Annotated in this window: 20 protein-coding genes, 3 tRNA genes and 1 pseudogene; 14 read left to right on the forward strand and 10 right to left on the reverse strand. The window is 72.0% G+C overall.

Annotation, left to right across the window (positions count from 1 at the left end; genetic code table 11):
• A partial coding sequence (locus tag Q7T15_RS10245; protein ID WP_304695937.1) for a DEAD/DEAH box helicase occupies window positions 1–1,538 on the forward strand: 1,538 nt, incomplete at its 5' end.
• Window positions 1,539–1,622: 84 nt separating this feature from the next.
• Here Q7T15_RS10245 and Q7T15_RS10250 read toward each other — a convergent pair.
• Entirely contained in the window at window positions 1,623–2,585 is a 963-nt protein-coding gene (locus Q7T15_RS10250; RefSeq protein ID WP_304695939.1) for an EamA family transporter, read from the reverse strand.
• A 296-nt stretch (window positions 2,586–2,881) separates the two neighbouring features.
• On the opposite strand from Q7T15_RS10250, the gene Q7T15_RS10255 reads away from it, so the two are divergent.
• From Q7T15_RS10255 to Q7T15_RS10285, 7 genes are all read left to right on the forward strand, one after another.
• Window positions 2,882–6,868: an ExeM/NucH family extracellular endonuclease gene (locus Q7T15_RS10255; protein ID WP_304695941.1), complete on the forward strand. Its 3,987-nt coding sequence runs from the start codon at window positions 2,882–2,884 to the stop codon at window positions 6,866–6,868.
• 103 nt (window positions 6,869–6,971) lie between these two features.
• A complete protein-coding gene (locus Q7T15_RS10260; protein ID WP_304695943.1) occupies window positions 6,972–7,850 on the forward strand; it encodes a neutral zinc metallopeptidase in 879 nt (292 codons plus the stop codon).
• Window positions 7,851–8,028: 178 nt separating this feature from the next.
• Window positions 8,029–8,964, forward strand: a complete 936-nt coding sequence (cysK, locus tag Q7T15_RS10265; protein ID WP_304695944.1) for a cysteine synthase A — start codon at window positions 8,029–8,031, stop codon at window positions 8,962–8,964.
• Window positions 8,965–9,531, forward strand: coding sequence for a serine O-acetyltransferase EpsC (epsC, locus tag Q7T15_RS10270; protein ID WP_304695947.1), 567 nt, complete (start codon window positions 8,965–8,967; stop codon window positions 9,529–9,531).
• 64 nt (window positions 9,532–9,595) lie between these two features.
• Window positions 9,596–11,683, forward strand: coding sequence for a DNA helicase RecQ (gene recQ / locus Q7T15_RS10275; RefSeq protein WP_304695949.1), 2,088 nt, complete (start codon window positions 9,596–9,598; stop codon window positions 11,681–11,683).
• Between the two features lie 8 nt (window positions 11,684–11,691).
• Window positions 11,692–12,315, forward strand: coding sequence for a GNAT family N-acetyltransferase (locus Q7T15_RS10280; RefSeq protein WP_304695951.1), 624 nt, complete (start codon window positions 11,692–11,694; stop codon window positions 12,313–12,315).
• A 21-nt stretch (window positions 12,316–12,336) separates the two neighbouring features.
• A complete protein-coding gene (locus tag Q7T15_RS10285) occupies window positions 12,337–13,047 on the forward strand; it encodes a 1-acyl-sn-glycerol-3-phosphate acyltransferase (RefSeq protein ID WP_304695953.1) in 711 nt (236 codons plus the stop codon).
• On the opposite strand, the gene trxA is transcribed toward Q7T15_RS10285, so the two are convergent.
• Entirely contained in the window at window positions 13,044–13,424 is a 381-nt protein-coding gene (trxA, locus tag Q7T15_RS10290; RefSeq protein WP_304695955.1) for a thioredoxin, read from the reverse strand. The two genes, Q7T15_RS10285 and trxA, sit on opposite strands and share 4 nt — an antisense overlap.
• Before the next feature lie 260 nt (window positions 13,425–13,684).
• On the opposite strand from trxA, the gene Q7T15_RS10295 reads away from it, so the two are divergent.
• Window positions 13,685–15,796: an acyl-CoA dehydrogenase gene (locus Q7T15_RS10295; protein WP_370689140.1), complete on the forward strand. Its 2,112-nt coding sequence runs from the start codon at window positions 13,685–13,687 to the stop codon at window positions 15,794–15,796.
• Window positions 15,797–15,906: 110 nt separating this feature from the next.
• Here the strand turns inward: Q7T15_RS10295 and Q7T15_RS10300 are convergent, their stop codons facing one another.
• Window positions 15,907–16,053, reverse strand: coding sequence for a hypothetical protein (locus tag Q7T15_RS10300; RefSeq protein ID WP_304695957.1), 147 nt, complete (start codon window positions 16,051–16,053; stop codon window positions 15,907–15,909).
• An 88-nt stretch (window positions 16,054–16,141) separates the two neighbouring features.
• On the opposite strand from Q7T15_RS10300, the gene Q7T15_RS10305 reads away from it, so the two are divergent.
• Window positions 16,142–16,870 (forward strand): dienelactone hydrolase family protein, encoded by a 729-nt coding sequence (locus Q7T15_RS10305; protein ID WP_304695959.1) that lies wholly within the window; start codon window positions 16,142–16,144, stop codon window positions 16,868–16,870.
• Between the two features lie 19 nt (window positions 16,871–16,889).
• Here Q7T15_RS10305 and Q7T15_RS10310 read toward each other — a convergent pair whose 3' ends face one another.
• Entirely contained in the window at window positions 16,890–17,156 is a 267-nt protein-coding gene (locus tag Q7T15_RS10310; protein ID WP_304695961.1) for a glutaredoxin domain-containing protein, read from the reverse strand.
• A gap of 58 nt (window positions 17,157–17,214) precedes the next feature.
• Here Q7T15_RS10310 and Q7T15_RS10315 point away from each other — a divergent pair, with 58 nt between their 5' ends.
• Window positions 17,215–17,670, forward strand: coding sequence for a rhodanese-like domain-containing protein (locus Q7T15_RS10315; protein ID WP_304695963.1), 456 nt, complete (start codon window positions 17,215–17,217; stop codon window positions 17,668–17,670).
• A gap of 18 nt (window positions 17,671–17,688) precedes the next feature.
• Here the strand turns inward: Q7T15_RS10315 and Q7T15_RS10320 are convergent, their stop codons facing one another.
• The 3 genes from Q7T15_RS10320 to Q7T15_RS10330 all read right to left on the reverse strand — a co-directional run bounded on the left by Q7T15_RS10320 (window position 17,689) and on the right by Q7T15_RS10330 (window position 19,715).
• Complete coding sequence (locus tag Q7T15_RS10320; protein ID WP_304695965.1) at window positions 17,689–18,501, reverse strand: DUF554 domain-containing protein; 813 nt, start codon at window positions 18,499–18,501, stop codon at window positions 17,689–17,691.
• Window positions 18,502–18,552: 51 nt separating this feature from the next.
• On the reverse strand, window positions 18,553–18,987 hold the full coding sequence (locus tag Q7T15_RS10325; RefSeq protein ID WP_304695967.1) for an iron chaperone: 435 nt from the start codon (window positions 18,985–18,987) through the stop codon (window positions 18,553–18,555).
• 74 nt (window positions 18,988–19,061) lie between these two features.
• Complete coding sequence (locus Q7T15_RS10330) at window positions 19,062–19,715, reverse strand: histidine phosphatase family protein (RefSeq protein WP_304695969.1); 654 nt, start codon at window positions 19,713–19,715, stop codon at window positions 19,062–19,064.
• Between the two features lie 107 nt (window positions 19,716–19,822).
• Between Q7T15_RS10330 and Q7T15_RS10335 the strand changes: the two genes are divergently transcribed.
• Entirely contained in the window at window positions 19,823–20,221 is a 399-nt protein-coding gene (locus tag Q7T15_RS10335; RefSeq protein WP_304695971.1) for a hypothetical protein, read from the forward strand.
• A gap of 68 nt (window positions 20,222–20,289) precedes the next feature.
• On the opposite strand, the gene Q7T15_RS10340 is transcribed toward Q7T15_RS10335, so the two are convergent.
• From Q7T15_RS10340 to Q7T15_RS10350, 3 genes are all read right to left on the reverse strand, one after another.
• Window positions 20,290–20,365 (reverse strand) — tRNA-Phe (locus Q7T15_RS10340).
• Window positions 20,366–20,484: 119 nt separating this feature from the next.
• Window positions 20,485–20,561 (reverse strand) — tRNA-Asp (locus Q7T15_RS10345).
• Between the two features lie 28 nt (window positions 20,562–20,589).
• Window positions 20,590–20,665: transfer RNA gene (locus Q7T15_RS10350), tRNA-Glu, on the reverse strand.
• A gap of 288 nt (window positions 20,666–20,953) precedes the next feature.
• Here Q7T15_RS10350 and Q7T15_RS10355 point away from each other — a divergent pair.
• A complete protein-coding gene (locus tag Q7T15_RS10355; RefSeq protein WP_304695973.1) occupies window positions 20,954–22,336 on the forward strand; it encodes a M23 family metallopeptidase in 1,383 nt (460 codons plus the stop codon).
• Between the two features lie 9 nt (window positions 22,337–22,345).
• A pseudogene (locus tag Q7T15_RS10360) lies at window positions 22,346–23,220 on the forward strand (hypothetical protein); the annotation flags it as partial.

The following is a 23,220-nucleotide window of genomic DNA, read 5'->3' on the forward strand; positions in this document are numbered from 1 at the left end:
GCGGCTCCGAGGCGCCGGCCCGCCCGGCCCGCGACGCCGACCGCGGCGCGCGCTCCTTCGACCGCGACGCGCGCCCGGCGCGCTCGACCGATCGTTTCGATCGCGATGCGCGTCCCGCCCGCTCGAACGACCGCTTCGATCGGGATGCCCGTCCTGCGCGCTCGACCGACCGTTTCGATCGCGATGCGCGTCCCGCCCGCTCAAACGACCGCTTCAACCGCGACGCCCGCCCGGCCCGCTCCTTCGACCGCGACGAGCGCCCCGCCCGCCGCGACTCCGAGTTCTACCCGACCCGCGCGCAGCACACCGGCCCGCAGGACGACGTCGTGCTCGCGCGCCTCACGGCCGACGCCGTGCTCGCGACCGACGTCGAGGGAGTGACCTTCGGCGACCTCGGCCTCGGCGACAACATCAGCCGCACGCTCGCCGAGCTCGGCGCCGTGAGCCCGTTCCCGATCCAGGCCGCGACGATCCCCGACGTCCTCGCGGGCCGCGACGTCCTCGGCCGCGGTCGCACCGGCTCCGGCAAGACCATCGCGTTCGGCGCGCCCCTCGTCGAGCGGCTCATGGAGAACGGCGGCGGTCGCCGTCGCCAGCCCGGTCGCAACCCGCGGGCGCTCATCCTCGCCCCGACGCGCGAGCTCGCCCTGCAGATCGACGCGACCGTCCAGCCCATCGCCCGCAGCGTGGGCCTGTTCACGACGCAGATCTACGGCGGCGTGCCCCAAGGCCGCCAGGTCGGCGCCCTCCAGCGCGGCGTCGACATCATCATCGGCACCCCCGGTCGCATCGAGGACCTCATCCAGCAGGGCCGCCTCGACCTGAGCGAGGTCGTCATCACCGTCCTCGACGAGGCCGACCACATGTGCGAGCTCGGCTTCCTCGAGCCCGTTCAGCGCATCCTCCGCGAGACCGCCGACGGCGGGCAGAAGCTGCTCTTCTCGGCGACCCTCGACTCGGGCGTCGCGAACCTCGTCACCGAGTTCCTCCAGGACCCCTCGGTCTACGAGGTCGCCGGCGAGGACCAGCAGTCATCGACGATCGACCACAAGGTGCTCCTCGTCGAGCAGCGCGAGAAGCGCGCGGTCATCGAGCAGCTCGCCTCGGGCGCCGGCAAGACCCTCGTCTTCGCTCGCACCCGCGCCTTCGCCGAGGAGCTCGCCGAGCAGCTCGACGACGCCGGCATCCCGGCGACGAGCCTCCACGGCGACCTCAACCAGCGCAACCGCCAGCGCAACCTCGACAAGCTCACGAGCGGGCGCGTGAACGTGCTCGTCGCGACCGACGTCGCCGCGCGCGGCATCCACGTCGACGACATCTCGCTCGTCATCCAGGCCGACGCCCCCGACGAGTACAAGACGTACCTGCACCGCTCGGGCCGCACGGGCCGCGCGGGCAAGGTCGGCACGGTCGTGACGCTCATCACGCGCCCGCGCCGCCGTCGCTTCGAGGAGCTCCTCGACCGCGCCGAGATCTCGGCCGACACGACCGAGGTGCGCGCGGGCGACCGCGTCCTCGACGAGCTCGCCGCGCTCTAGCCGACAGCGCGTCGACGGCCCGGCCCCGTCAATGGGTGCCGGGCCGTTCGCGTCTCCGGGCGGCGTCGGGGGCGGATGCTCCGCTCAGGCCAGCGCGAGCATCGCGCTCGCCGCGAGAGCGAGCACGAGCCCGACCCACTGCAGCCGCGCGATGCGCTCGCGCAGCACGAGCGCCGCGAGCAGGATCGTGCCGGCCGGATACAGCGCGGTGAGCACCGACACGACCTCGAGGTCGCCCAGCCGCAGCCCGACGAGCGCGATGACGTTCGCCCCCGCGTCGAGCACGCCGCACAGGAGCCCGAGCGCGATGCCGCCGCGCCACCCGCCGCGGAGGGCCGCGGCGCTCGCGCGCACGGCGCCGCCGGAGCCGCGCGGGCCCTCGAGCGCGTGCGGGGCGCCGTGGGCTCCGTCGAGCACGGCGAGCCGGGCATCCGCCGCCATGCCCCTCTGCCCCGCGACGATCGCGAGGAGCACGATGACCGTCACCATGAGCGTCGCGTTGACCGCACGGTTGGCGATGAGGGGCACGAGGCCGCTGTCGTCGGGCGTCTGCTCCATGAGGATGTAGAAGGCGCCGATGAGCGTGCCCGAGATCGTCGCCATGATGAGCCCGCGCGCGGTCGGGCGCACCGCGCCCTCGCTCGGCACGAAGCCGACGAGCACGACCGCGACGAGCGCGAGCGCGAAGGCGGGGTACGCGAGCGCGCCGAGCTCGGACCCGATCGCAAGGCCCCACGTGAGCGGCACGATCGCGGACGTCACGGCCGTCAGGGGCGAGAGGATGCTCATCGGCCCGATCGCGAGGCACGCGTAGAGCAGAGCGATCGCGACGGCGCCGGTCAGCCCCGAGATGCCGCCCCACAGCAGCGCCTCCGCCGACCAGCGGCCGGGGATGACGAGCGCGCCCGCGATGAGGAGCACGACGCCCGACACCGCGCCGAGAGCGGTGACGCGCAACGCGGAGATGCGGCGCGCCGCGAGACCCCCGACGAAGTCGGCGGCGCCGTAGACGAGGGCGCCGGCGAGGCCGAGCACGACCGTGAGCATGGGGCCTCCGCGGGCTGGGGACGGTGACGGCGACCGGCGGTCCGGCGCATGCAACGATCCTGGCATCCCCTGCTCACTCCGGCGTCGCTGCGCGTTCACGCGGCCGCCGTACCGTGACGGGCGCCCGACGACCGGGGGTCGTCCGCGAGCCGCCTGCGCCATCGAGCACGTGAACAGCGCGTTACCACTCATGTGAGCACTAGGTGCATCGACCGTTCTGTGCTTATGGTTCGTTCTGACCCCCGTTCAGGGGGACGCACGATATCGCCCTCCCACCCCAAGGAGCTCAGCGCACCATGTCATCCATCTCTCAGGGCGGCCGCGCACGCGCGACCGCACGCGCGACGGCGTTCACGACCGCCGTCTGCGTGGGCCTCGGTCTCGCGGGCATCACCGCGACGCCGGCCATGGCCAGCACCCACATCCCGATCGCCGACGTGCAGGGTCCGGGGGCGTCAACGCCCCTCCTGAACCAGTCGGTCACCGTGCAGGGCGTGGTCGTCGCCGACCATCGCGGCACCGGCGGCTACAGCGGGTTCTACATCCAGACCCCCGGCGCCGACACGACGCCCGGCGTCTCCGACGGCCTGTTCGTGTTCACGAGCAGCCAGGCGCACCCGGTCGCGATCGGCGACCTCGTCGAGGTCACCGGCGTCGCGTCCGAGTACTTCGGGCAGACGCAGGTGAGCGCGACGACCGCCGGCCAGGTGACCCTCGTCGAGGCCGCTGTGGGAGTGCCCGCGCCGGTCGCCCTCCCGACCGATGTCACGGGCGATGCCCGCGAGGCTTTCGAGGGCATGCTCGTCGCGCCGGCCGGCGACTACCTCGTCTCCTCCAGCCACGAGCTCTTCCGCTTCGGCGCGCTGTGGCTGAGCCCCGCAGAGCTCGCGGTCAAGAGCACCGAGCTCGTCGACGCCGGCCCCGAGGCCGACGCGATCGCCGCCGCCAACCGCGCGTCGCGCATCCTGCTCGACGACGGGTTCAACGCGCAGGTCACGGCCAGCGCCCACCCCGGCGACCAGCCGTACTTCAGCAAGGACGCCGTCGTCCGCAACGGCGACAAGGTGGTCTTCCCCTCCGCCGGCATGGTCCTCACGTACGGCTTCGACCAGTGGCGCCTCCAGCCGCAGCGGCCCTCATCGACGACCACCGCGGCGCAGACCGGCGTCACCTTCGAGACGCGCAACGCGCGCCCCGCCTCGGCTCCCGAGGTCGGCGGCGACATCCGCGTCGCGGCGTACAACGTGCTCAACTACTTCACGACGCTCACGACCCAGAACAGCCAGGCCCGCGGCGCTCGCACCGCCGAGCAGCTCGCCATCCAGGAGTCGAAGATCGTCGCGGCCATCAACGGCCTCGACGCGGACGTCGTCGCCCTGCAGGAGATCGAGAACTCGGTCAAGCTCGGCGAGCCGACCGACGAGGCGCTTGAGTCGCTCGTCGCGGCGCTCAACGCGCAGGCCGGCGCCGGCACGTGGGACTACGTCCGCACCCCCGCTGCGCTGACCGACGCCGCGATCGTCGACTTCATCAGCAACGCGATCATCTTCAAGCCCGCAGCGGTCACCCCGGTGGGCGACAGCTTCACGCAGGTCGACGAGACGGTCTGGGACATCGCGCGCGAGCCGATCGGCCAGACCTTCGCCGCCGGCGGCATCGAGTTCACGGTCATCGCGAACCACTTCAAGTCGAAGGGCGGCTCGGGCACCGAGCCCGCCGACGGGCAGGGCTTCTTCAACGCCGAGCGCGTCGAGCAGTCGAACGCCCTCGCGGCGCTCGTCGAGACCCTCCCGGGCGAGGCCGGCGAGAACGTCCTCCTCATGGGCGACTTCAACGCCTACAGCGAGGAGGACCCGATCCAGGCCCTCACCGACGCGGGCTGGAGCGACCTCGTCGCCGACCTCACCGATGACCAGTACACCTACACGTTCGACGGCGAGCTCGGCTCGCTCGACCACGTCCTCGCGAGCCCCGGCATCGCGGCGCAGGTCACGGGCGTCGGCGTCTGGGGCATCAACTCCGCCGAGTGGAGCGATCGCCAGTACGCCTTCGGCGCGACCGAGACCGGCACCGTCTTCCGCTCGAGCGACCACGACCCCGTCGTCGTCGGCCTCAGCACGACGCCCCCGCCGGTCGAGATCGACATCCTGACGGTCAACGACCTGCACGGACGACTCGAGGCCGCTCCGCCGGCCGCGGGAGTCGCCGTCCTCGGCGGTCTCGTCGAGGCCACGCGCGCCGCGAACCCGAACACGCTCTTCATCTCCGCGGGCGACAGCGTCGGCGCCTCGACGTTCACCTCGTTCATCCAGAACGACGAGCCCACGCTCGACGCGCTCAACGCGATGGAGCTCGACCTGACCGCCATCGGCAACCACGAGTTCGATCAGAGCCGCGCCGACCTCGACGACCGGATCATCCCGAACTCCGACTTCCCCTACCTCGGCGCGAACATCTACGAGAAGGGCACGACGACCCCGGCGTACCAGGAGTACGAGGTCATCGAGGTCGACGGCGTGAAGGTCGGCTTCATCGGAGTCCTGACCGAGAGCATGCCGTCGCTCGTGAGCCCCGCGGGCATCTCGACGCTCGACTTCGGCGACATGACCGCCGCCGCCGTGCGCGTGGCCGACCAGCTGCAGGACGGCGTGGCCGAGAACGGCGAGGCGGATGTCGTCATCCTCGTCGCCCACGAGGGCGCCCCGACCACGACGCTCGAGTCCGCAACCGGCGACTCCGAGTTCGGCGACCTCATCAACGGGGTCCTCGGCAAGGTCGACGCGGTCGTCTCGGGCCACACGCACCTCCAGTACGACCTCGAGGTCCCGGTACCGGGCACCGACGAGGTCATGCCGCTCATCCAGGGCGGCCAGTACGGCGAGGCCTACGGCCACCTCGCGCTGTCGGTCGACCCCGAGTCGAACGAGCTGCTCAGCATCACGGCCGGCGTGAAGCCGCTCGTGGGCGCGGCGCAGCCCGACCCCGAGATCGCGGCGATCGTCGCCGACGCCGTCGCCTTCGCTGCCGTCGCCGGCAACGAGAGCCTCGGCGAGATCACGGACGACTTCCTCCGCGGCATCGACTTCACGGGCCAGAACGGCGCGCAGAACGAGAACCGCGGCGCGGAGTCGACGCTCGGCAACGAGGTCGCCGACGCCCAGCTCTGGGCCACGCGCGACCTCGGCACCGAGGTGGCGTTCATGAACCCGGGCGGCCTGCGCGCCAACCTGCTCTACGCCGCGAGCGGCGAGCTGGACCCGGCTGGCAACCTCACGTTCCGCGAGGCCGCCAACGTCCAGCCGTTCGCCAACTCGCTCTTCACGATGACGCTCACGGGTGCGCAGGTGCGCTCGGTGCTCGAGGAGCAGTGGCAGCCCGCGGGTAGCAGCCGACCGTTCCTCAAGCTCGGCGTCTCGTCGACGTTCGAGTACGACTACGACCCGACGAAGCCCGCCGGCGAGCGCATCGGCACGATGCTCCTCAACGGCGTGCCGGTGACGGCCGACCAGCAGGTCCGCATCGTGGCGAACTCGTTCCTCGCGGCCGGTGGAGACAACTTCTTCACCCTCGCGCAGGGCACTGAGCGCGCCGACTCGGGTCGCATCGACCTGCAGGCGTTCGTCGACTACGTCGGGGCCACCACCCCGATCTCGCCCGACTTCGCCCAGCGCTCGGTCGGCGTCTCGATCAGCGCCCCCGACGCCGACGGCTACACCGCCGGCGACGAGGTCACGCTGACGCTCAGCTCGCTCCTGTTCACCAACCAGGGCGACCGCGAGACGGATGTCGTCGTGAGCCTCGGCGAGGAGGTGCTCGGCTCGGCCCCGATCGACAACACGATCGTCGGCCGCTCCGACGAGACGGGCCGCGCGACGGTCACCTTCACGGTGCCGGAGGGCGTCACCGGCGCCCAGCAGCTCACGATCGCGGTGCCCGACAACGGCACCGAGGCGAGCATCGCCTTCGAGATCACCGAGACCCTCGGCGCGATCGAGGTCATCGAGTCGGCCAAGGTCATCGGCCCGGTCGTGATCGGCAAGGAGGCGCGGGCGAAGGCCCCCGTCGTGTCGGTCGACAGCGCCGAGCTGACCTACCAGTGGCTGCGCGACGGCGAGCCGATCGAGGGCGCCACGGGCGCGACCTACCTCGTGACCGCCGACGACGCCGACGCGCGCATCTCGGTCGTCGTGACCGCGAACGCTCCCGGCTACGAGTCGGCGAGCAGCGAGAGCGCGGAGCGCAAGGTGGCCGGCAAGCCGGCGAAGCTGCCCAAGGCGGCCTAGCGGGCATCCCACGGTGAGCGGGGCGGAGAGCATGCTCCCCGCCCCGCTTCCGCGTGTGCGCAACCCCCTGCGCGCCGGATCAGCGGGGGAGTAGGTTCGGGCTGTGACCTTCCGAGACGACGCTGACATCTCCGGCTCCTCCGTCCGCCGCTCCGGCCGCGGCCGCGGGCTCGCCATCGGCGGCGGCGGTGGCCTCATCGGCATCATCGCCGTCTTCCTGATCTCGCAGTTCACGGGGGTCGACCTCAGCGGCATCCTCGGCGGCGGGGGCACGGGTGCCGGGCCCGCTCCCGAGACGACCGAGCTCGCCGAGTGCGACACGGGCGCCGACGCCAACGAGAGCGTCGACTGCCGGGTCGCCGGCGCGGCCGTCTCCCTCGAGGAGTTCTGGATCGACGCGGCGCCCGAGATCGGCGTGCAGTACCGAGGGCCTGGCGCGATCATCTTCGAGGAGGCGGTGAGCACGGGCTGCGGCCAGGCCACCAGCGCGGTCGGCCCCTTCTACTGTCCGAACGACGAGACCATCTACCTCGACACGGGCTTCTACGACGACCTCCGCACGCGCTTCGGCGCCGAGGGCGGCCCGCTCGCCGAGATGTACGTCGTCGCGCACGAGTGGGGCCACCACATGCAGAAGATCACCGGCGCGCTCGAGTCGGCCGATCGCACCGACTCCGGGCCCGAATCCGACGCCGTGCGTCTCGAGCTCCAGGCCGACTGCTTCGGCGGCGCGTGGGCGGGCGCCGCGTCCGATGGGCCGGATGCCCTGCTCGAGCCGATCACGAGCGAGCAGGTCGCGCAGGCCCTCGACGCGGCCGAGGCCATCGGCGACGACCGCATCCAGGAGCAGACGAGCGGCCAGGTGTCGCCCGAGAGCTGGACCCACGGGTCGAGCGAGCAGCGCCAGCGCTGGTTCACGGTCGGCTTCGAGCGGGGCGTCACGGCATGCGACACCTTCGCGGTCGCCGGCGGCGACCTCTAGCCGGACACGGTCGGCTCGGCGGGAATCAACCCGGGCGTCGCGACGTTGACGGTGGGTGGTGCGCGCGTGCGCGGCCCTCGCGCATTCTTCGCGTGGGGCGCTCGAGGCTCGCGCGCTCTACGCTGAGAGGCGATCCGCCGACGGCTCGCCCACCACGACTTCCCCAGAGGAGAACGCCATGGCCCGCATCTACTCCGACATCTCGAAGGTGTTCGGCAACACCCCCCTCGTGCAGCTCAACGCGATCACCGACGGCGCCGACGCCACGGTGCTCGCGAAGCTCGAGTTCTTCAACCCGTCCTCGAGCGTCAAGGACCGCCTGGGCGTCGCGATCGTCGACGCCGCCGAGGCGAGCGGCGAGCTCACCGCCGGCGGCACGCTCGTCGAGGCGACGAGCGGCAACACCGGCATCGCTCTCGCGATGATCGGCGCCGCGCGCGGCTACGATGTCGTGCTCACGATGCCCGAGACGATGAGCGAGGAGCGCAAGATGCTCCTCAAGGCCTACGGCGCCGAGCTCGTCCTGACTCCCGGCGCCGAGGGCATGAAGGGCGCCGTCTCGCGCGCCGAGCAGATCGTCGCCGAGCGTCCGGGCGCGGTCCTCGCCCGCCAGTTCGAGAACGAGGCGAATGCCGCGATCCACCGCGCGACCACGGGCCCCGAGGTCTGGAACGACACCGATGGCGCCGTCGACATCTTCGTCTCGGGCATCGGCACGGGCGGCACGCTGACCGGGACCGGCCAGTACCTCAAGGAGCAGAAGCCGGGCGTGCAGATCGTCGGCGTCGAGCCGGAGGAGAGCCCCATCCTCAACGGCGGCGCCCCCGGCCCGCACAAGATCGCGGGAATCGGTGCGAACTTCGTGCCCGGCGTGCTCGACCGCGAGGTATATGACGAGATCATCGACGTCAACATCGGCCAGGCCGTCTCGATGGCCCGCCGTGCGGCGAAGGAGGAGGGCATCCTCGCCGGAATCTCGTCGGGCGCGACCCTGCACGCCGCCGCCGAGCTCGCGAAGCGCCCGGAGAACGCGGGCAAGACGATCGTCGTGATCGTGGCGAGCTACGGCGAGCGCTACCTGTCGAGCGTCCTGTACGAAGACCTCCGCTCCTAGATGGGCCTTCGCGAGGACATCGCCACCGCCCGGTTGCGCGATCCCGCGGCGCGCTCCGGTCTCGAGGTGTTCCTCACCTCGGCCGGGCTGCACGCGATCTGGTGGCACCGCATCGCCCACTGGCTCTGGACGCACGAGGTGAAGCTCCTCGGCCGCATGGTCGCGCAGGGCGCGCGCTGGTGGACGGGCATCGAGATCCACCCGGGCGCGCGCATCGGCCGGCGCTTCTTCATCGACCACGGCATGGGCGTCGTGATCGGCGAGACGGCCGAGATCGGCGACGACGTCATGCTGTACCACGGCGTCACGCTCGGCGGCCGCACCCTCGAGAGGGGCAAGCGCCACCCGACGGTCGGCGACGGCGTGCTCATCGGGGCGAACGCGACGGTGCTCGGCCCCATCACGATCGGCTCGGGCTCGCAGATCGGCGCGCTCGCCCTCGTGACGAAGGATGTCCCGCCCGACTCCGTCGCGACCGGCATCCCCGCGACCTCCCGGCCCCTCGATCGCACCGCCCGCGGCACGGGCGCCGACGGGTTCTGGGTCGACCCGGCCATCCACATCTAGACCGCTCTCCCCCGATCGCGGCCCACTCGTCGGCGCCGTCGGAGGGGGCGACTAACCTGTACCGGTGACGTCGACCGAGCTTCGAACCCCGCCGGCGCGCAACCCCGCCGACACCCCGCAGGCGATCCTCGAGACGGTCTTCGGCTACCCGGCCTTCCGTGGCGACCAGCAGCAGATCATCGACCACGTCGTCTCCGGCGGCGATGCGCTCGTGCTCATGCCGACGGGCGGCGGCAAGTCGCTCTGCTACCAGATCCCCGCGCTCGTGCGCGAGGGTGTCGGCGTCGTCATCTCGCCTCTCATCGCCCTCATGAAGGATCAGGTGGATGCCCTCGAGGCGGTCGGCGTGCGCGCCGCGTTCCTCAACTCCACCCAGGGGCCCGACGAGCGGCGCGAGGTCGAGCGGGCCCTCGCCGCGGGCGAGGTCGACCTGCTCTACATGGCGCCCGAGCGCGTCACCGTGCCGTCGACGGGCGACCTTCTCGACCGCCTGAACGTCTCGCTCTTCGCGATCGACGAGGCGCACTGCGTCTCGCAGTGGGGGCACGACTTCCGCCCCGACTACCTCGCGCTGTCGATGCTGCACGAGCGCTGGCCGAGCGTGCCGCGCATCGCCCTCACGGCGACGGCGACCGCGGCGACGGCGACCGAGATTCAGCAGCGCCTGCAGCTCGAGCAGGCGCGCACGTTCGTCTCGAGCTTCGACCGCCCGAACATCCAGTACCGGATCGAGCCGAAGAACCAGCCCGTCCAGCAGCTTCTGCAGCTCATCAGGACCGAGCACCCCGGTGACGCGGGCATCGTGTACTGCCTGTCGCGGGCATCCGTCGAGAAGACGGCCGCGGCGCTCGTCGACCACGGCATTCCCGCCCTGCCGTACCACGCGGGTCTCGACGCGCGCACTCGCTCCGACCACCAGTCGCGCTTCCTCCGGGAGGACGGCATCGTCATGGTCGCGACGATCGCGTTCGGCATGGGCATCGACAAGCCCGACGTGCGCTTCGTCGCCCACCTCGACCTGCCCAAGAGCGTCGAGGGCTACTACCAGGAGACGGGGCGCGCGGGCCGCGACGGGCTGCCGTCGACGGCGTGGCTCGCCTACGGCCTTCAGGATGTCGTGCAGCAGCGCCAGATGATCGACCGCTCGGAGGGCAACCCCGCCTATAAGCGCCGCATGGGCCAGCTGCTCGACGCGATGCTCGCGCTGTGCGAGACGGTCGAGTGCCGGCGCGTGCAGCTGCTCGCCTACTTCGGCCAGCAGTCCCAGCCGTGCGGCAACTGCGACACGTGCCTCGCGCCGCCCGAGAGCTTCGACGGAACGGTGCCCGCGCAGAAGCTGCTCTCGACGATCGTGCGGCTCGACCGCGAGCGCCGTCAGCGCTACGGCGCCGGGCAGCTCATCGACATCCTGCTCGGCAAGCGCACGCCGCGCGTCGAGCAGCTCGGCCATGCCGACCTCGCGACGTTCGGCATCGGAACCGAGCTCACCGAGCAGGAGTGGCGCGGCGTCGTGCGGCAGCTGCTCGCCCAGGGCCTGCTCGCGGTGCATGGCGACGGCTACGGCACGCTCGTGATCACCGAGGCGAGCGCCGAGGTGCTCACGGGCGGTCGCGTCGTCCGCCTGCGCCGCGAGGTCGCCCGGCCCACGCGATCGTCGAAGCGCAGCGCTCCCTCCGACCTGCCGGCGGGCGCCGCCCCGCTCTTCGAGCGCCTGCGCGGGTGGCGCGGTGCGACCGCCCGCGCGCTCAACGCGCCCGCCTACATCGTCTTCGGCGACGCGACCCTGCGCGGCATCGCGCTCACGACCCCGTCGACGCTCGACGAGCTCGGCCAGATCAGCGGCGTCGGCGCGAAGAAGCTCGACCAGTTCGGCGAGGCCGTGCTCGCGATCGTGCGCGGCGAGGAGCCCCCGGCTCTCGAGCCCGCCGACGCCTCCGCTTCCGGCGCGGCCGCCGCCCCGACGACGGATGCTCCACTCCGGTCCCGCCCCGCGTCGCCGCGCACGTCCCGCGCGAGCGGCTCCTCGGCCGCGGGCCCGCGATTCGGCTCGAGCACCCGCCCCGCCGCCGTCGAGCCCGACTATTCCGACATCCCGCTGGACGAGCTGCCGCCCGACGACGAGTTCTTCCCGCCGCCGCCCGATGACTACTGAGAAGGCCCGTGAGCACTGAGCAGGCCGACCGGGCGCTGCACGCCGAGCCGCCACCCACCATCGCCGGCGGCGAGGGGGCGACGGTCCGATTGCGCGCCTGGCGCGACGCCGACCGGGAGCCGTTCGCGGCGCTCAACGCCGACCCCGAGGTCATGGAGCACTTCCCGGCGCCGCTCGCGCGGGAGCAGAGCGGCGCGATGGTCGATCGGATCGTCGCGCATCACGCCGAGCACGGCTACGGGCTGTGGGCCCTCGAGGTCGACGGCCGGTTCGCGGGCTTCGTCGGGCTCTCCACGGCGAGCTTCCCCGCGCCGTTCACCCCCGCCGTCGAGGTCGGGTGGCGGCTCGCCCGCTGGGCCTGGGGCCGCGGGGCCGCGTCGACGGCGGCCCGCCGCGTGCTCCGGGCCGCGCCCGGCTTCGGCATCGAGGAGGTGCTGTCGTTCACCGCGACGAGCAACGCGCGCTCGGCCGCCGTGATGGAGCGCATCGGGATGGTGCGCGACCCCGACGGCGACTTCGAGCATCCGCGCGTGCCCGAGGGCAGCCCGCTGCGCCGGCACGTCCTCTACCGGTGGCGGTCGACCGGCGCAGACGCGGGCGACACGGCCGGACGCATTCCCGGCGGGGAATGAGTCGCCTGCCAGGATGACCCGGTGCTGAACCTGCTCGCTCGACTCGTGCTCACGCCGATCGCGCGACTCGTCTTCCGGCCCGTCGTCATCGGTCGTCGCCGGATGCCCCCGACCGGAGGCGTCGTCGTCGCGAGCAATCACCTGTCGTTCATCGACAGCGTCGTCATCAGCCTTCTCGCCCGCCGACCCGTGAACTTCCTCGCGAAGGCCGACTACTTCACCGGGCGCGGACTGAAGGGCGCTCTGTCACGCGGGTTCTTCACCGGCGTCGGGGCGATCCCGGTCGAGCGCGGAGCGGGGAAGGCCGCGCAGGACGCGCTCGATGCCGGGCTCGCGAAGCTCAAGGCGGGACAGCCGTTCTCCATCTACCCCGAGGGCACGCGCTCGCGCGACGGCCGTCTGTACCGCGGGAAGACGGGCGTCGCGTGGCTCGCGCTCACGGCGGGCGTCCCGGTCGTCCCCGTCGCGCTGCGCGGCACGCAGGAGCTCCAGCCCGTCGGGTCGAAGCGCATCCGCCTCGCGCGCATCCGCGTCGAGTTCGGCGATCCGATCGACGTGAGCGGGTTCGGCCCGGCGAGCTCCGGTAGGGCGCGACGGCAGGCGACCGACGCGATCATGGCCGAGATCCAGCGCATGTCGGGCCAGGAGTACGCGGGCGTGTACAACGAGCCGCCCGCGCACGGAGTGGTGGAGAAGGTGCGGCGGGTCTTCCGCTCGCCCGGCGAGCTCTAGGAGCCGGCCGAGGCCTCCGCCTGCGCGGCGGCGACCTTCGCCTTGACCTCGTCCATGTCGAGCCCCTTCACGGCCGTGATGACCTGCTCGAGCGCCGGACCGGGCAGCGCGCCCGGCTGGGCGAAGACGAGGATGCCGTCGCGGAACGCCATGAGGGTCGGAATCGAGCGGATGTTCGCCGCCGACGCGAGAGCCTGCTCGGCCTCGGTGTCGACCTTGCCGAAGGTCACGTCGGGGTGCTGCTCGCTCGCCTTGTCGTAGACGGGGGCGAACTGGCGGCATGGGCCGCACCACTCCGCCCAGAAGTCGACGAGGGTGATGCCGGGGGCCGTCACGGTCTGCTCAAAGTCGGCCGAGGTCAGGTCTACGGTTGCCATGCCTCCATGGTGCCACAGCATGATTGATACCCCCAGGGGTATTCCCGCAAGGCGAACAGCCGTGGGGAGTCCACCATGCGGGCGCTCAGGAACCGATGGATTCCTACAACGCGGGCCGCGAGCATCCGTCGACGCTTCGTTCGTCCGGCACCACGATCGGGCCGAGCGTCGCGAGCGCTCCTACTGTCTCAATCGGGAACGCTCGCCGCCGCTCGCGGTCGGGCGACACCCTTCTTCCGGCTCCACACGATGGGACAGAGATGACTTCGCTCGCCGACTCCACGACCGCCAGCCCCGCAGCCGCTGCTGACGCCGACATGCCGGCGTCGCCCGCGGCACCGGAGCCCGAGGCCATCGCCGTCGACGTCGAGAGCCTCGGCCGGCAGCTCCTCGGCGAGTGGGCGTACGCACGTCAGCACGCGCGCGAGCTCATGGCCCGCCCGGAGTTCCACCGCGACCCCGAGCTCGGCAAGGACGAGCACCGCGAGCGCGTGCTCGGCCAGCTGCACCTGCTCGTCGAGAACGGCTCGGTGCACCGCGCCTTCCCGAAGTCGGTCGGCGGCCTGGAGGACAACGGCGGCAACATCGCGAGCTTCGAGGAGCTCGTGCTCGGCGACCCGAGCATGCAGATCAAGTCGGGCGTGCAGTGGGGGCTCTTCGCGGCCGCCATCCAGCACCTCGGCACGGAGGCGCATCACGCGGCTCTCCTCCCCGGCGCACTCAACATGGACGTGCCGGGCGCCTTCGCGATGACCGAAACCGGTCACGGGTCGGACGTCTCGGCCGTCGGCACCACAGCGACCTTCGACCCGGCGACCGATGAGTGGATCATCCACACGCCGTTCCGCGCCGCCTGGAAGGACTACCTCGGCAACGCCGCCCTGCACGCGAAGGCCGCCGTGGTCTTCGCCCAGCTCATCACGCGCGGCGTGAACCACGGAGTGCACGCGATCTACGTCCCCATCCGCGACGAGAAGGGCGCGTTCCTTCCCGGCATCGGCGGCGAGGACGACGGACTCAAGGGCGGTCTCAACGGCATCGACAACGGCCGCCTGCACTTCACGAACGTGCGCGTGCCCCGCACCAATCTCCTCAACCGCTACGGCGACGTCGACGCGCAGGGCGTCTACACCTCGCCCATCGCAAGCCCGGGCCGTCGCTTCTTCACGATGCTCGGCACGCTCGTGCAGGGCCGCGTCTCGCTCGACGGCGCGTGCGTCGTCGCGAGCAAGCTCGCCCTGACCATCGCGCTGCGGTACGGCAGCGAGCGCCGGCAGTTCACGGCCGCGAGCGACGACGAGGTCGTCCTGCTCGACTACCAGCGCCACCAGCGCCGCCTGCTTCCCCGACTCGCGCAGACCTATGCGATGTCGTTCGCGCACGAGGTCTTCCTGACCAAGTTCGATGCCGTGTTCTCGGGGGCCGCCGACACCGACGCCGACCGCGAGGATCTCGAGACGCTCGCCGCGGCTCTCAAGCCCCTCAGCACGTGGGCCGCGCTCGACATTATCCAGGAGGCGCGCGAGGCGTGCGGCGGCCAGGGCTTCCTCGCCGAGAACCGCCTCGTCCAGCTCCGGGCTGACCTCGACGTCTACGCGACGTTCGAGGGCGACAACAACGTGCTGCTGCAGCTCGTCGCCAAGCGCCTGCTGACCGACTACTCGCGCAAGTTCGCGAAGGCCGACGCGGGAGCGCTCGCCTCCTTCGTGGTCGAGCAGGTCGGCGACGCCGCGGTGCACCGCACCGGACTCCGTCGTCTCGCGCAGTCGGTCGCCGACTTCGGGTCGACCGCGCGCTCGGTCGGCTACGTGCGCGGCAGCGCGGCCCAGCGCCAGCTGCTCACCGACCGCGTCGAGACCATGGTCGCCGAGCTCGCCGGCCGGCTGCGCCCCGCCTCGAAGCTGCCGAAGGCCGAAGCGGCGGCGCTGTTCAACCGCCACCAGAACGAGCTCATCGAGGCCGCCCGCGCCCACGGCGAGCTGCTCCAGTGGGAGGCCTTCACCGACGCGCTCGACGACGTCGCCGACCCCGGCACGAAGCAGGTGCTGACCTGGCTGCGCGACCTGTTCGGGTTCACGCTCATCGAGAAGAACCTCGCCTGGTACCTTATCCACGGCCGGCTCTCGGGCCAGCGGGCGCAGGCCATCACCGAGTACATCGACGGTCGGCTTCTGCCGCGCCTCCGCCCGCACGCGCTCCCGCTCACCGAGGCGTTCGGGCTGCGTCCCGAGCACATCCGGGCCGAGATCGCGACCGGTGTCGAGCACGAGCGCCAGGAGGAGGCGCGCGCCTACTTCGCCGACCTGCGGTCGCGCGGGCTCGCGCCGATCGACGAGAAGGACCTCGTCGCGGCGAAGGGCGCGCGCCGCTAGGCCGCACCCCGCGCATCAGCCGCTCGGCGACCCCGAGCTCGCGACGCGCCGTCGCCGTGGTGGACGGCGGCGCGTCGCGCATCCCCGTCGGTGACGGGAAGGCGTGACGACTACTTGCTCGCGGCGCGCGTGACGGCGTCGCTGTTCTGCGAACGCGTGCTCGCGGCCTTCTTGTCGGCCTTCGCGACGCGCTTCTCCTTGAGGGTCTTCGTCGCGGCGGTCTTCGTCGAGTTCTTGCGGACGGACTTCTCAGCCATGGTGACTCTCCTTGTCGAGAGTCGAAGTGACCCCGTGCTCGTGAGCGTACGCGCCTTTCCGCGCAGTGGCCCGGGTTAGAGTCCGATCGTGACCTTGACCGATGTCGTCATCCCTCAGTCCGGCGACCCTCGCGACGGTGACCTGCGCGGCCTGCTCGGTGTGCCCGACGGCTCCGGTCCCTTCCCGGCGCTCGTCGTGCTGCACGAGGTGTTCGGCGTCGACGACGCGATGCGCGACCATCTCGAGCGCCTGCGCGGGCTCGGCTACCTCGTCCTGATGCCCGATCTCTTCAGCCGCGGGGGCAGGCGGAAGTGCCTCGTCGCGACGTTCCGCGCGCTGCGCGAGGGGAGCGGTGCGGCGTTCGACGACGTCGCAGCGGCGCGCGCCCTCCTGCTCTCGCGCCCCGAGGCGCGCGGCTCGGTCGGCGTCATCGGCTTCTGCATGGGCGGAGGCTTCGCGCTGCTGCTCGCGGGGTCGGGCGACTACGGTGCAGCATCCGTCAATTACGGGATGCTCCCGCCCGACCTCGACGACGCCCTCGACGGCGCGTGCCCGATCGTCGGCTCCTTCGGCGGGCGCGACCGCACCCTGCGCGGCGCGGCGGCGCGACTGGAGTCGGCTCTCGTCGCACGCGGCATCGAGCACGATGTGGTCGAGTACCCCGGCGCGGGTCACGCGTTCCTCAACGAGCGGCCCGCCGGCCCCCGGCTCATGCGCGTGCTCATGGGCCCCGCGATGGGGCTCGGGCCGCGACCGGTGGAGGCGGCCGACGCGTGGCAGCGCATCGACCGCTTCTTCCAGCGGCAGCTGGCTTGACGCGCCGGCGGCGGCTGAGCTACACGCCCAGCTTCTCGCGCACGGCCGCGTCGCTCGGCTCGACGAGGTGCGAGCCGTCAGGGAAGACGACGACGGGGATGTTCATGCGCCCGCTGATCGACTGCGCGGTCGCGGCGGCCTCGGCGGACTGCTCGACGTCGATCTTGATCCACTCGACGCCGAGGTCGTTGAGTAGGGACTCGGTGCGACGGCAGTCGCGGCACCAGTCGGCGCCGTACATCGTGATCGCGCCGTCGACGGGGGTGATGGAGGAGGTGTCGGTCATGCTTTCAGCAAACCACGCGGGCCCCGGAAGTCTTCCCGACGCGTGCCATCATGGCGCCATGACCGACAGCGCCCTCGGAGACTTCGCCGACCCGGCCGCGACCGCGGCCCACTACGCCGCGAGGCTGGCGTTCGAGACCGACGCCTCCGACGTGGCCGCCGCCCTCGAGTCGGGCGAGCGCTTCCACTTCGTCGACGTGCGCGGGCAGACCGCCTGGAGTCAGGGTCACGCGGTGGGCGCGCGGCACATCCCTCGGCAGGAGCTCGTCGAGCGGATGGGCGAGCTCGAGGCGGGCATCCCGGTCATCGTGTACTGCTGGGGGCCCGGCTGCAACGGCGCGGCCAAGGCGGCGCGCGATCTGGCCGGCCAGGGCGTCGCGGTGAAGGAGATGCTCGGCGGCTTCGAGTACTGGGCCCGCGAGGGCTACCCGGTCGAGGGCGCGAGCGGGCCGATCCACCGCCCGATCGACCCGCTGACCGCGCCCGTCGAGCACGCGATCAGCTGCGACTGCTGAGCGCTGCCCCGGTGGGGTTCAGCCCGCGATGCCGAGCGACTGGATGCCCACCGCGAGCAGCGGAGCGACGACGAGCGCGGGCAGCATGTCGCCGACGGCGATGTGGCGCAGGTTGAGCAGGCGGATTCCGACTCCGAGCAGCAGCACGCCGCCGGTCGCGGTGAGGGCCGCGATCGCCGCGCCCGACATGACCGAGCCGAGCAGGAAGGCGAGCGCCGTCAGCAGCCCCTGCCAGATGCCGACCGGCAGCGCCGATGCCGCGACGCCCCAGCCGAGCGAGGCGGCGAACGCGATCGACGCGAAGCCGTCGAGCGTCGCCTTGAGCGCGAGCTGGTCGATGCCCTGACCCGTGCCGTCCTGGAAGGCGCCGAGGATCGCGAGGGGGCCGATCGCGAACACGAGCGACGCGTCCACGAAGCCGGTGATGAAGCGCTCGCGGGGCGAGAGCACGAGCGGAGCATCCACGATCGCGGGGTCGATCGGTCCGGCGGCGGATGCTGCGCTCGCGCCCTTCCGCGTGAATCGCGACTGCAGCCATCCGCCGAAGCCCTCGAGGCGGCTCTCGATGCCCGCGAGGGATCCGATGATGCTGCCGATGAGCAGGGCGCCGATGACGACGAGGAAGGTGCCGCCCGCGCCGACGGCGTCGACGAACGCGGCATCGGCGAGCGAGACGAGGTTGAGGCCGCCGAGCACGATCGTGATGAGGCCGAGGGCGTCGGTGACGACGCGCGTCGTGCGCTCCTGCAGGCGGTGGCCGATGAGGACGCCGATCGCGGCGCCGATGACGATGGTGGTCACGTTGAGCAGGGTGCCGAGGCCGACGATCACCGACTCAGGCTAATCGGCACCGACCGTGCCGCATGACGGGGTGCCGGGCGGTCAGCCGACTGCGCGCGTCACGAGCGCAGTGATCGCCTTCTCCTCGGCGGGGCCGATCGCCGTGATCGCGAAGACCGTCGGCCACATGCTGCCGTCGTCGAGCTTCGCCGGGTCGTTGAAGCCGAGCTCGCAGTAGCGGCCCTCGAACTTGCCCGCCGACTTGAAGAAGCACACGACCTTGCCGTCGAGGGCGTAGGCGGGCATGCCGTACCAGGTGCGGGGCGCGAGCCGCGGCTCGGCGGCGGTGACGAGCTCGTGCACCTTGGTGGCGAGCGGGCGGTCGTCGTCGTTGAGCTTCGCGATCGCGTCGAGCACGTCCTGCAGCTCGGCGGCGGCCTTCGCGGCGCCCTTCTCGCGCTTCGCCTCGGCGCGCAGCTCGGCCGCGCGCTCCTTCATCGCGGCGCGCTCCTCGGCGCTGAACCCGTCGTTCGCCATCTCGTCCTCCTGCGGTGCGGATGCTCGCCCTCCGTCGGGCGCGCCGCCAGCGTACTCTCGTGCCGCCGACGTGCTCAGGACTCCGACGGCGCGAGCGGAAGCTCCGGTCCGTAGTTCCACGACAGGATCGCCGGATGCTCGCGGTAGTAGCTCAGCACCGACACCGACCCCGCATCCAGGCTGATCTGGGCGCCGAATCGAGGGGCCAGTCGCAGGTAGACCGCGGTCAGGATGCGCAGGAAGTGGCCGTGCGCCACGAGGGCGACGTCTCCCTCCGTCATCGCCGGGAGCACTCGCGTGAGAACGCGCGACGCGCGCGCCGCGACCTCCTCCACCGTCTCCCCGGGAGTCTCCCCGCGGATGACTCCGTGGGTGAACGCGCTCCAGTCGTAGCCGAGCTCGGCGCGGATCTCGCGCGTCGTGCGCCCCTCGTACCCTCCGTAGTCCCACTCGACGAGAAGAGGGTCGACCTCAGCCTGCAGCCCGGCGAGCTCGGCGGTGCATCGCGCCCGCTGAAGCGGCGAGGTCAGGACGAGCGAGAAGTCGTAGTCACCGAGCAGCTGGCCGGCACCGCGGGCGAGCTCCTCGCCCCGGGCGGTCAGGGGGATGTCGGTGAGGCCCGTGTGCTTGCCGCTTCTCGACCACTCCGTCTCCCCGTGGCGGAGCAGGACGAGCTTCCCCGACGGGTTGTCCGGCGCGGGCTGGTCGGGCAACTGGTCGGTGAGCACCTTGCAACGGTAGCCGCCGGGTCGCTCGGGCGCGCGAACTGATTCGCACGCGAACGCCCCGAGTGGGCAGCGCAGAACGCGAGTACGTTTCCGGTATGAGGAGGCGGGTGGTGCTCGTGATAGCGGCGGCGCTCGCCCTGAGCGGATGCTCGACGCCGAGTCCGTCGCCGGCCTCCGACTACTGCGTCCCGCGCGTCGCGGTCACTCCTGCCGAGGTGCGGCCGGGCGACACGATCGAGGTCGAGGTCGAGAGCGGATGCGACGCGCCGATGCCGCCCGGCGGATGGGTCGTGACGGCCGCTCCTGTCGGCGAGCTGGACCGCGCCGTGCGAACGACGGTCGAGGAGGACCTCGCCGACGGCCTCGCGGTCTCGATCGAGCTGCCCGACACGTTCCCGCTCGGTGAGGCGTGGGCGGGACTCCTCGAGTGGGACTACGGCGATTGCGCCGACAACGCGAGCTGCGCGAGCCCGTCGGGCTCGTTCCGGGTCGTCCGCGCTCCCTGACTCGTCCTCAAGGCGGCCCGAGACGACGAAACCCCCGCACTCGGCGGGGGTTCTCGGCGGTGATGCCGTGGTGGCTCCGACGGGCGTCGATCCCGTGACCTCACGATTTTCAGTCGTGCGCTCTACCAACTGAGCTACAGAGCCGTGGGGCGTCGCCGCCCACTGCGCCTTTCGGCACTGCGCCTTTCGGCACTGCGCCATTCGGCACCGGAGCTTTCGCCCCTGACGGAACAAGCCCCCTCCGAGGAGAGGGCTCGTCGCCGTGGCGACCCTGACGGGACTTGAACCCGCGACCTCCGCCGTGACAGGGCGGCACGCTAACCAACTGCGCTACAGGGCCATGCGTATTGAATTGTACTGCTGCGGTCTGGTGACCCCAACGGGATTCGAACCCGTGCTGCCGCCGTGAAAGGGCGGTGTCCTAGGCCACTAAACGATGGGGCCGAAGCGGCGCGAGCCGTACAGCAACCGAGGCACGAGCATACCCGCCGTCCGCGCGAAACACCAAACCGGCCGGGATGCCCGGTGCCGGCCGGTTCGGCGACCGTCCGCGCCGCCTCCCACGCGCCTGGGCGAGCCCGGGTTACGGTGCCCGGAACCACGGGAGTGCGCATTTCGCACACTCCCCCGTTCGGGTGCCTCGCGCAGGCGAGCATCCGTTGTTAGTGTTAACGATGGTGCGCGTGTGAATGTTGCGACATAATGCATTCGCGCCGGATGGGGATAGACGCAATGCGCGAGCACGCACGCTGGGGGAGCGGAATGGGCCGGAGCACGACGACGAGCGCGACCGCGCCTCGTCGCGCCCGCTGGACGGCGCTCGTCGCCGGCATCGCCGCGGCCCTCCTGCTCGTCACGACGGGTGTCACGGCGACCGAGCGTCCCGCGTACGCGGTGACCTACCCCTCGTGGGACGACGTCCTCGACGCTCGCAAGAACGTCTCAGGAGCGAAGGCCAAGGCCGATGAGCTCCGCGCCTTGATCCAGCAGCTCGCCGACGCCTCGGCGGCGGCTCAGGCCGAGGCCCAGCGTCTCGGCACGCTCTTCGAGGAGGCTCAGCTCGCCTTCGACGAGGCCTCGTTCCAGGCCGACGAGCTGCAGCGCAAGTCCGACGAGGCCGCCGCGAAGGCCGATGAGTCGCGTCTGCGCGCCGGCCAGTTCGTCGCCGAGCTCTCGCGCGCCGGCGGCGCCGACCTCTCCGCCTCGCTGTTCACCAACCCCGACCAGGCCGAGAGCCTGCTGTCGCGCCTCGGCTACGCGAGCAAGATCTCCGAGCAGGCCGAGGGCATCTACGCCGCCGCCATGCGCGACCAGCAGGCTGCGCAGTCGTTCGCCGACCAGGCCGTCGTCGCCAAGCAGAAGCGCGAAGAGCTCCGCATCGCCGCGGAAGCCGCGTTCCAGGCGGCCCAGGAGGCCGCTGCCGCTGCCGCTGCCGCCGTCGCCGCCGAGGAGGAGAACAAGCGCCGACTCGAGGTGCAGATCCAGGTCCTCGAGGAGGACCTCGTGATCACCGAGGCCCAGTACCAGGAGGGTGAGCGCATCCGCCGCGAGGAGGAGGCCCGCCGGAAGGCTGCCGAGGAGGCGCGACTCCGCGAGGAGCGCCGTCGTGCGGCCGAGGCCGCCGCCGCCGCTGAGGCCGCTGCGCGTGCCGCCCAGAACGCCGGGAACAGCTCCGGCGGTGGCGGCGGAGGAGCCCCCGCCTCGAGCGGCTGGGCCCGCCCCGCCTACGGCTGGATCTCGTCCCACTACGGCTACCGCATCCACCCCATCTACGGCACGTACCGCCTCCACACGGGAACGGACGTCGCCGCGAGCTGCGGCCAGCCGATCGCCGCGGCGGCCGGCGGCACCGTGATCTACGCCGGCTGGAACGGCACCTACGGAAACTTCGTCATGATCAACCACGGCAACGGGCTGACGACGGGGTATGCGCACATCCTCAACGGCGGCATCCGCGTCGGCTCCGGCCAGAGCGTCTCGGCCGGCCAGACGATCGCCGTCGTCGGCAGCACGGGCGCGTCCAACGGCTGCCACCTGCACTTCGAGGTGCGGACGAACGGCACCGCGATCGACCCCGTGCCCTTCATGTCGGCCAGAGGCGTCTATCTTGGCTAGGCGGCGCTGATGAGGCGCCCCGAGCGCCAGGCCATCGGAGCCGCCGCACTCGCGGCGGTTCTGACCCTTGGCCTCGGGGTCACCTCCGCGCACGCGGCGCCGACCGACGCCCCCTCGTGGGACGAGGTGCAGGATGCCCGTGGCGACGTCGCCGCGACGGAAGCGGCGATCGAGCGCATCGGCGACGTCGTCCGGCAGCTGGAGGCCGACTACGCCGTCGCGGCGCGCGCCGCCCAGCAGTCGGCGGAGGACTACGCGATCGCGATCGTCGCGCTCGACGATGCGGCGTCGACGCTCGAGTCGCTCGAGAGCCGCGAGGCCGCCGCGGGTGTCCGGGCCGACGACTCCGCGCAGCGCGCCGGAATCCTCGCCACGCAGCTCCTGCGCGCCGGGCACGGCGACATCACGACGAGCCTCCTCGTGGGCGGCGACGCCGACGACCTGCTCTACCGGCTGGGCTCGATGACGAAGCTCGGCGAGCACTCCGCCTCGCTCATGGCGCTCGCGACGTACGACCAGAACATCGCGGCGTCCCTCGCCGAGCAGGCGGATGCCGCGCGCGCCGTCCTCGAGACCCGCTCCGTCGAGGCCCAGGCGGCCTTCGATCGCGCCGTCGAGCTCGTCGCGGTCGCCGAGCAGCGCGTCGCCGAGCAGGCCACCGCGATGGACGAGCTCTCGCAGCAGCTCTCGGTGCTCACCGGCCGCTCGGCCGAGATCGAGCGCGCGTACCTCGAGGCGATCGCCGCCGAGCCGCCCGTCGACAGTCCGCCCGCACCTGCCGACCCGGGGCCGAGCGCGCCGGGCCCGGCGCCCGTGCCGGCGCCGCCGAGCGCTCCGACCCCGGCTCCCGCCAGCCCGTCGCCGGAGCCGCCTGCGCCGAGCAT

The sequence above is a fragment of the Microcella sp. genome (assembly GCF_030645145.1).
Lineage (GTDB): Bacteria > Actinomycetota > Actinomycetes > Actinomycetales > Microbacteriaceae > Microcella.

Bases quoted from the DNA above. Each gene is read 5' to 3' on its own strand.
- Q7T15_RS10250 (WP_304695939.1), bottom strand. From the start codon at position 2,585: ATGCTCACGGTCGTGCTCGGCCTCGCCGGCGCCCTCGTCTACGGCGCC.
- epsC (WP_304695947.1), top strand. From the start codon at position 8,965: ATGGGCCTTCGCGAGGACATCGCCACCGCCCGGTTGCGCGATCCCGCG.
- Q7T15_RS10310 (WP_304695961.1), bottom strand. From the start codon at position 17,156: ATGACCGACACCTCCTCCATCACCCCCGTCGACGGCGCGATCACGATG.
- Q7T15_RS10295 (WP_370689140.1), top strand. From the start codon at position 13,685: ATGACTTCGCTCGCCGACTCCACGACCGCCAGCCCCGCAGCCGCTGCT.
- Q7T15_RS10300 (WP_304695957.1), bottom strand. From the start codon at position 16,053: ATGGCTGAGAAGTCCGTCCGCAAGAACTCGACGAAGACCGCCGCGACG.
- Q7T15_RS10315 (WP_304695963.1), top strand. From the start codon at position 17,215: ATGACCGACAGCGCCCTCGGAGACTTCGCCGACCCGGCCGCGACCGCG.
- Q7T15_RS10325 (WP_304695967.1), bottom strand. From the start codon at position 18,987: ATGGCGAACGACGGGTTCAGCGCCGAGGAGCGCGCCGCGATGAAGGAG.
- trxA (WP_304695955.1), bottom strand. From the start codon at position 13,424: ATGGCAACCGTAGACCTGACCTCGGCCGACTTTGAGCAGACCGTGACG.
- Q7T15_RS10255 (WP_304695941.1), top strand. From the start codon at position 2,882: ATGTCATCCATCTCTCAGGGCGGCCGCGCACGCGCGACCGCACGCGCG.
- cysK (WP_304695944.1), top strand. From the start codon at position 8,029: ATGGCCCGCATCTACTCCGACATCTCGAAGGTGTTCGGCAACACCCCC.
- Q7T15_RS10355 (WP_304695973.1), top strand. From the start codon at position 20,954: ATGCGCGAGCACGCACGCTGGGGGAGCGGAATGGGCCGGAGCACGACG.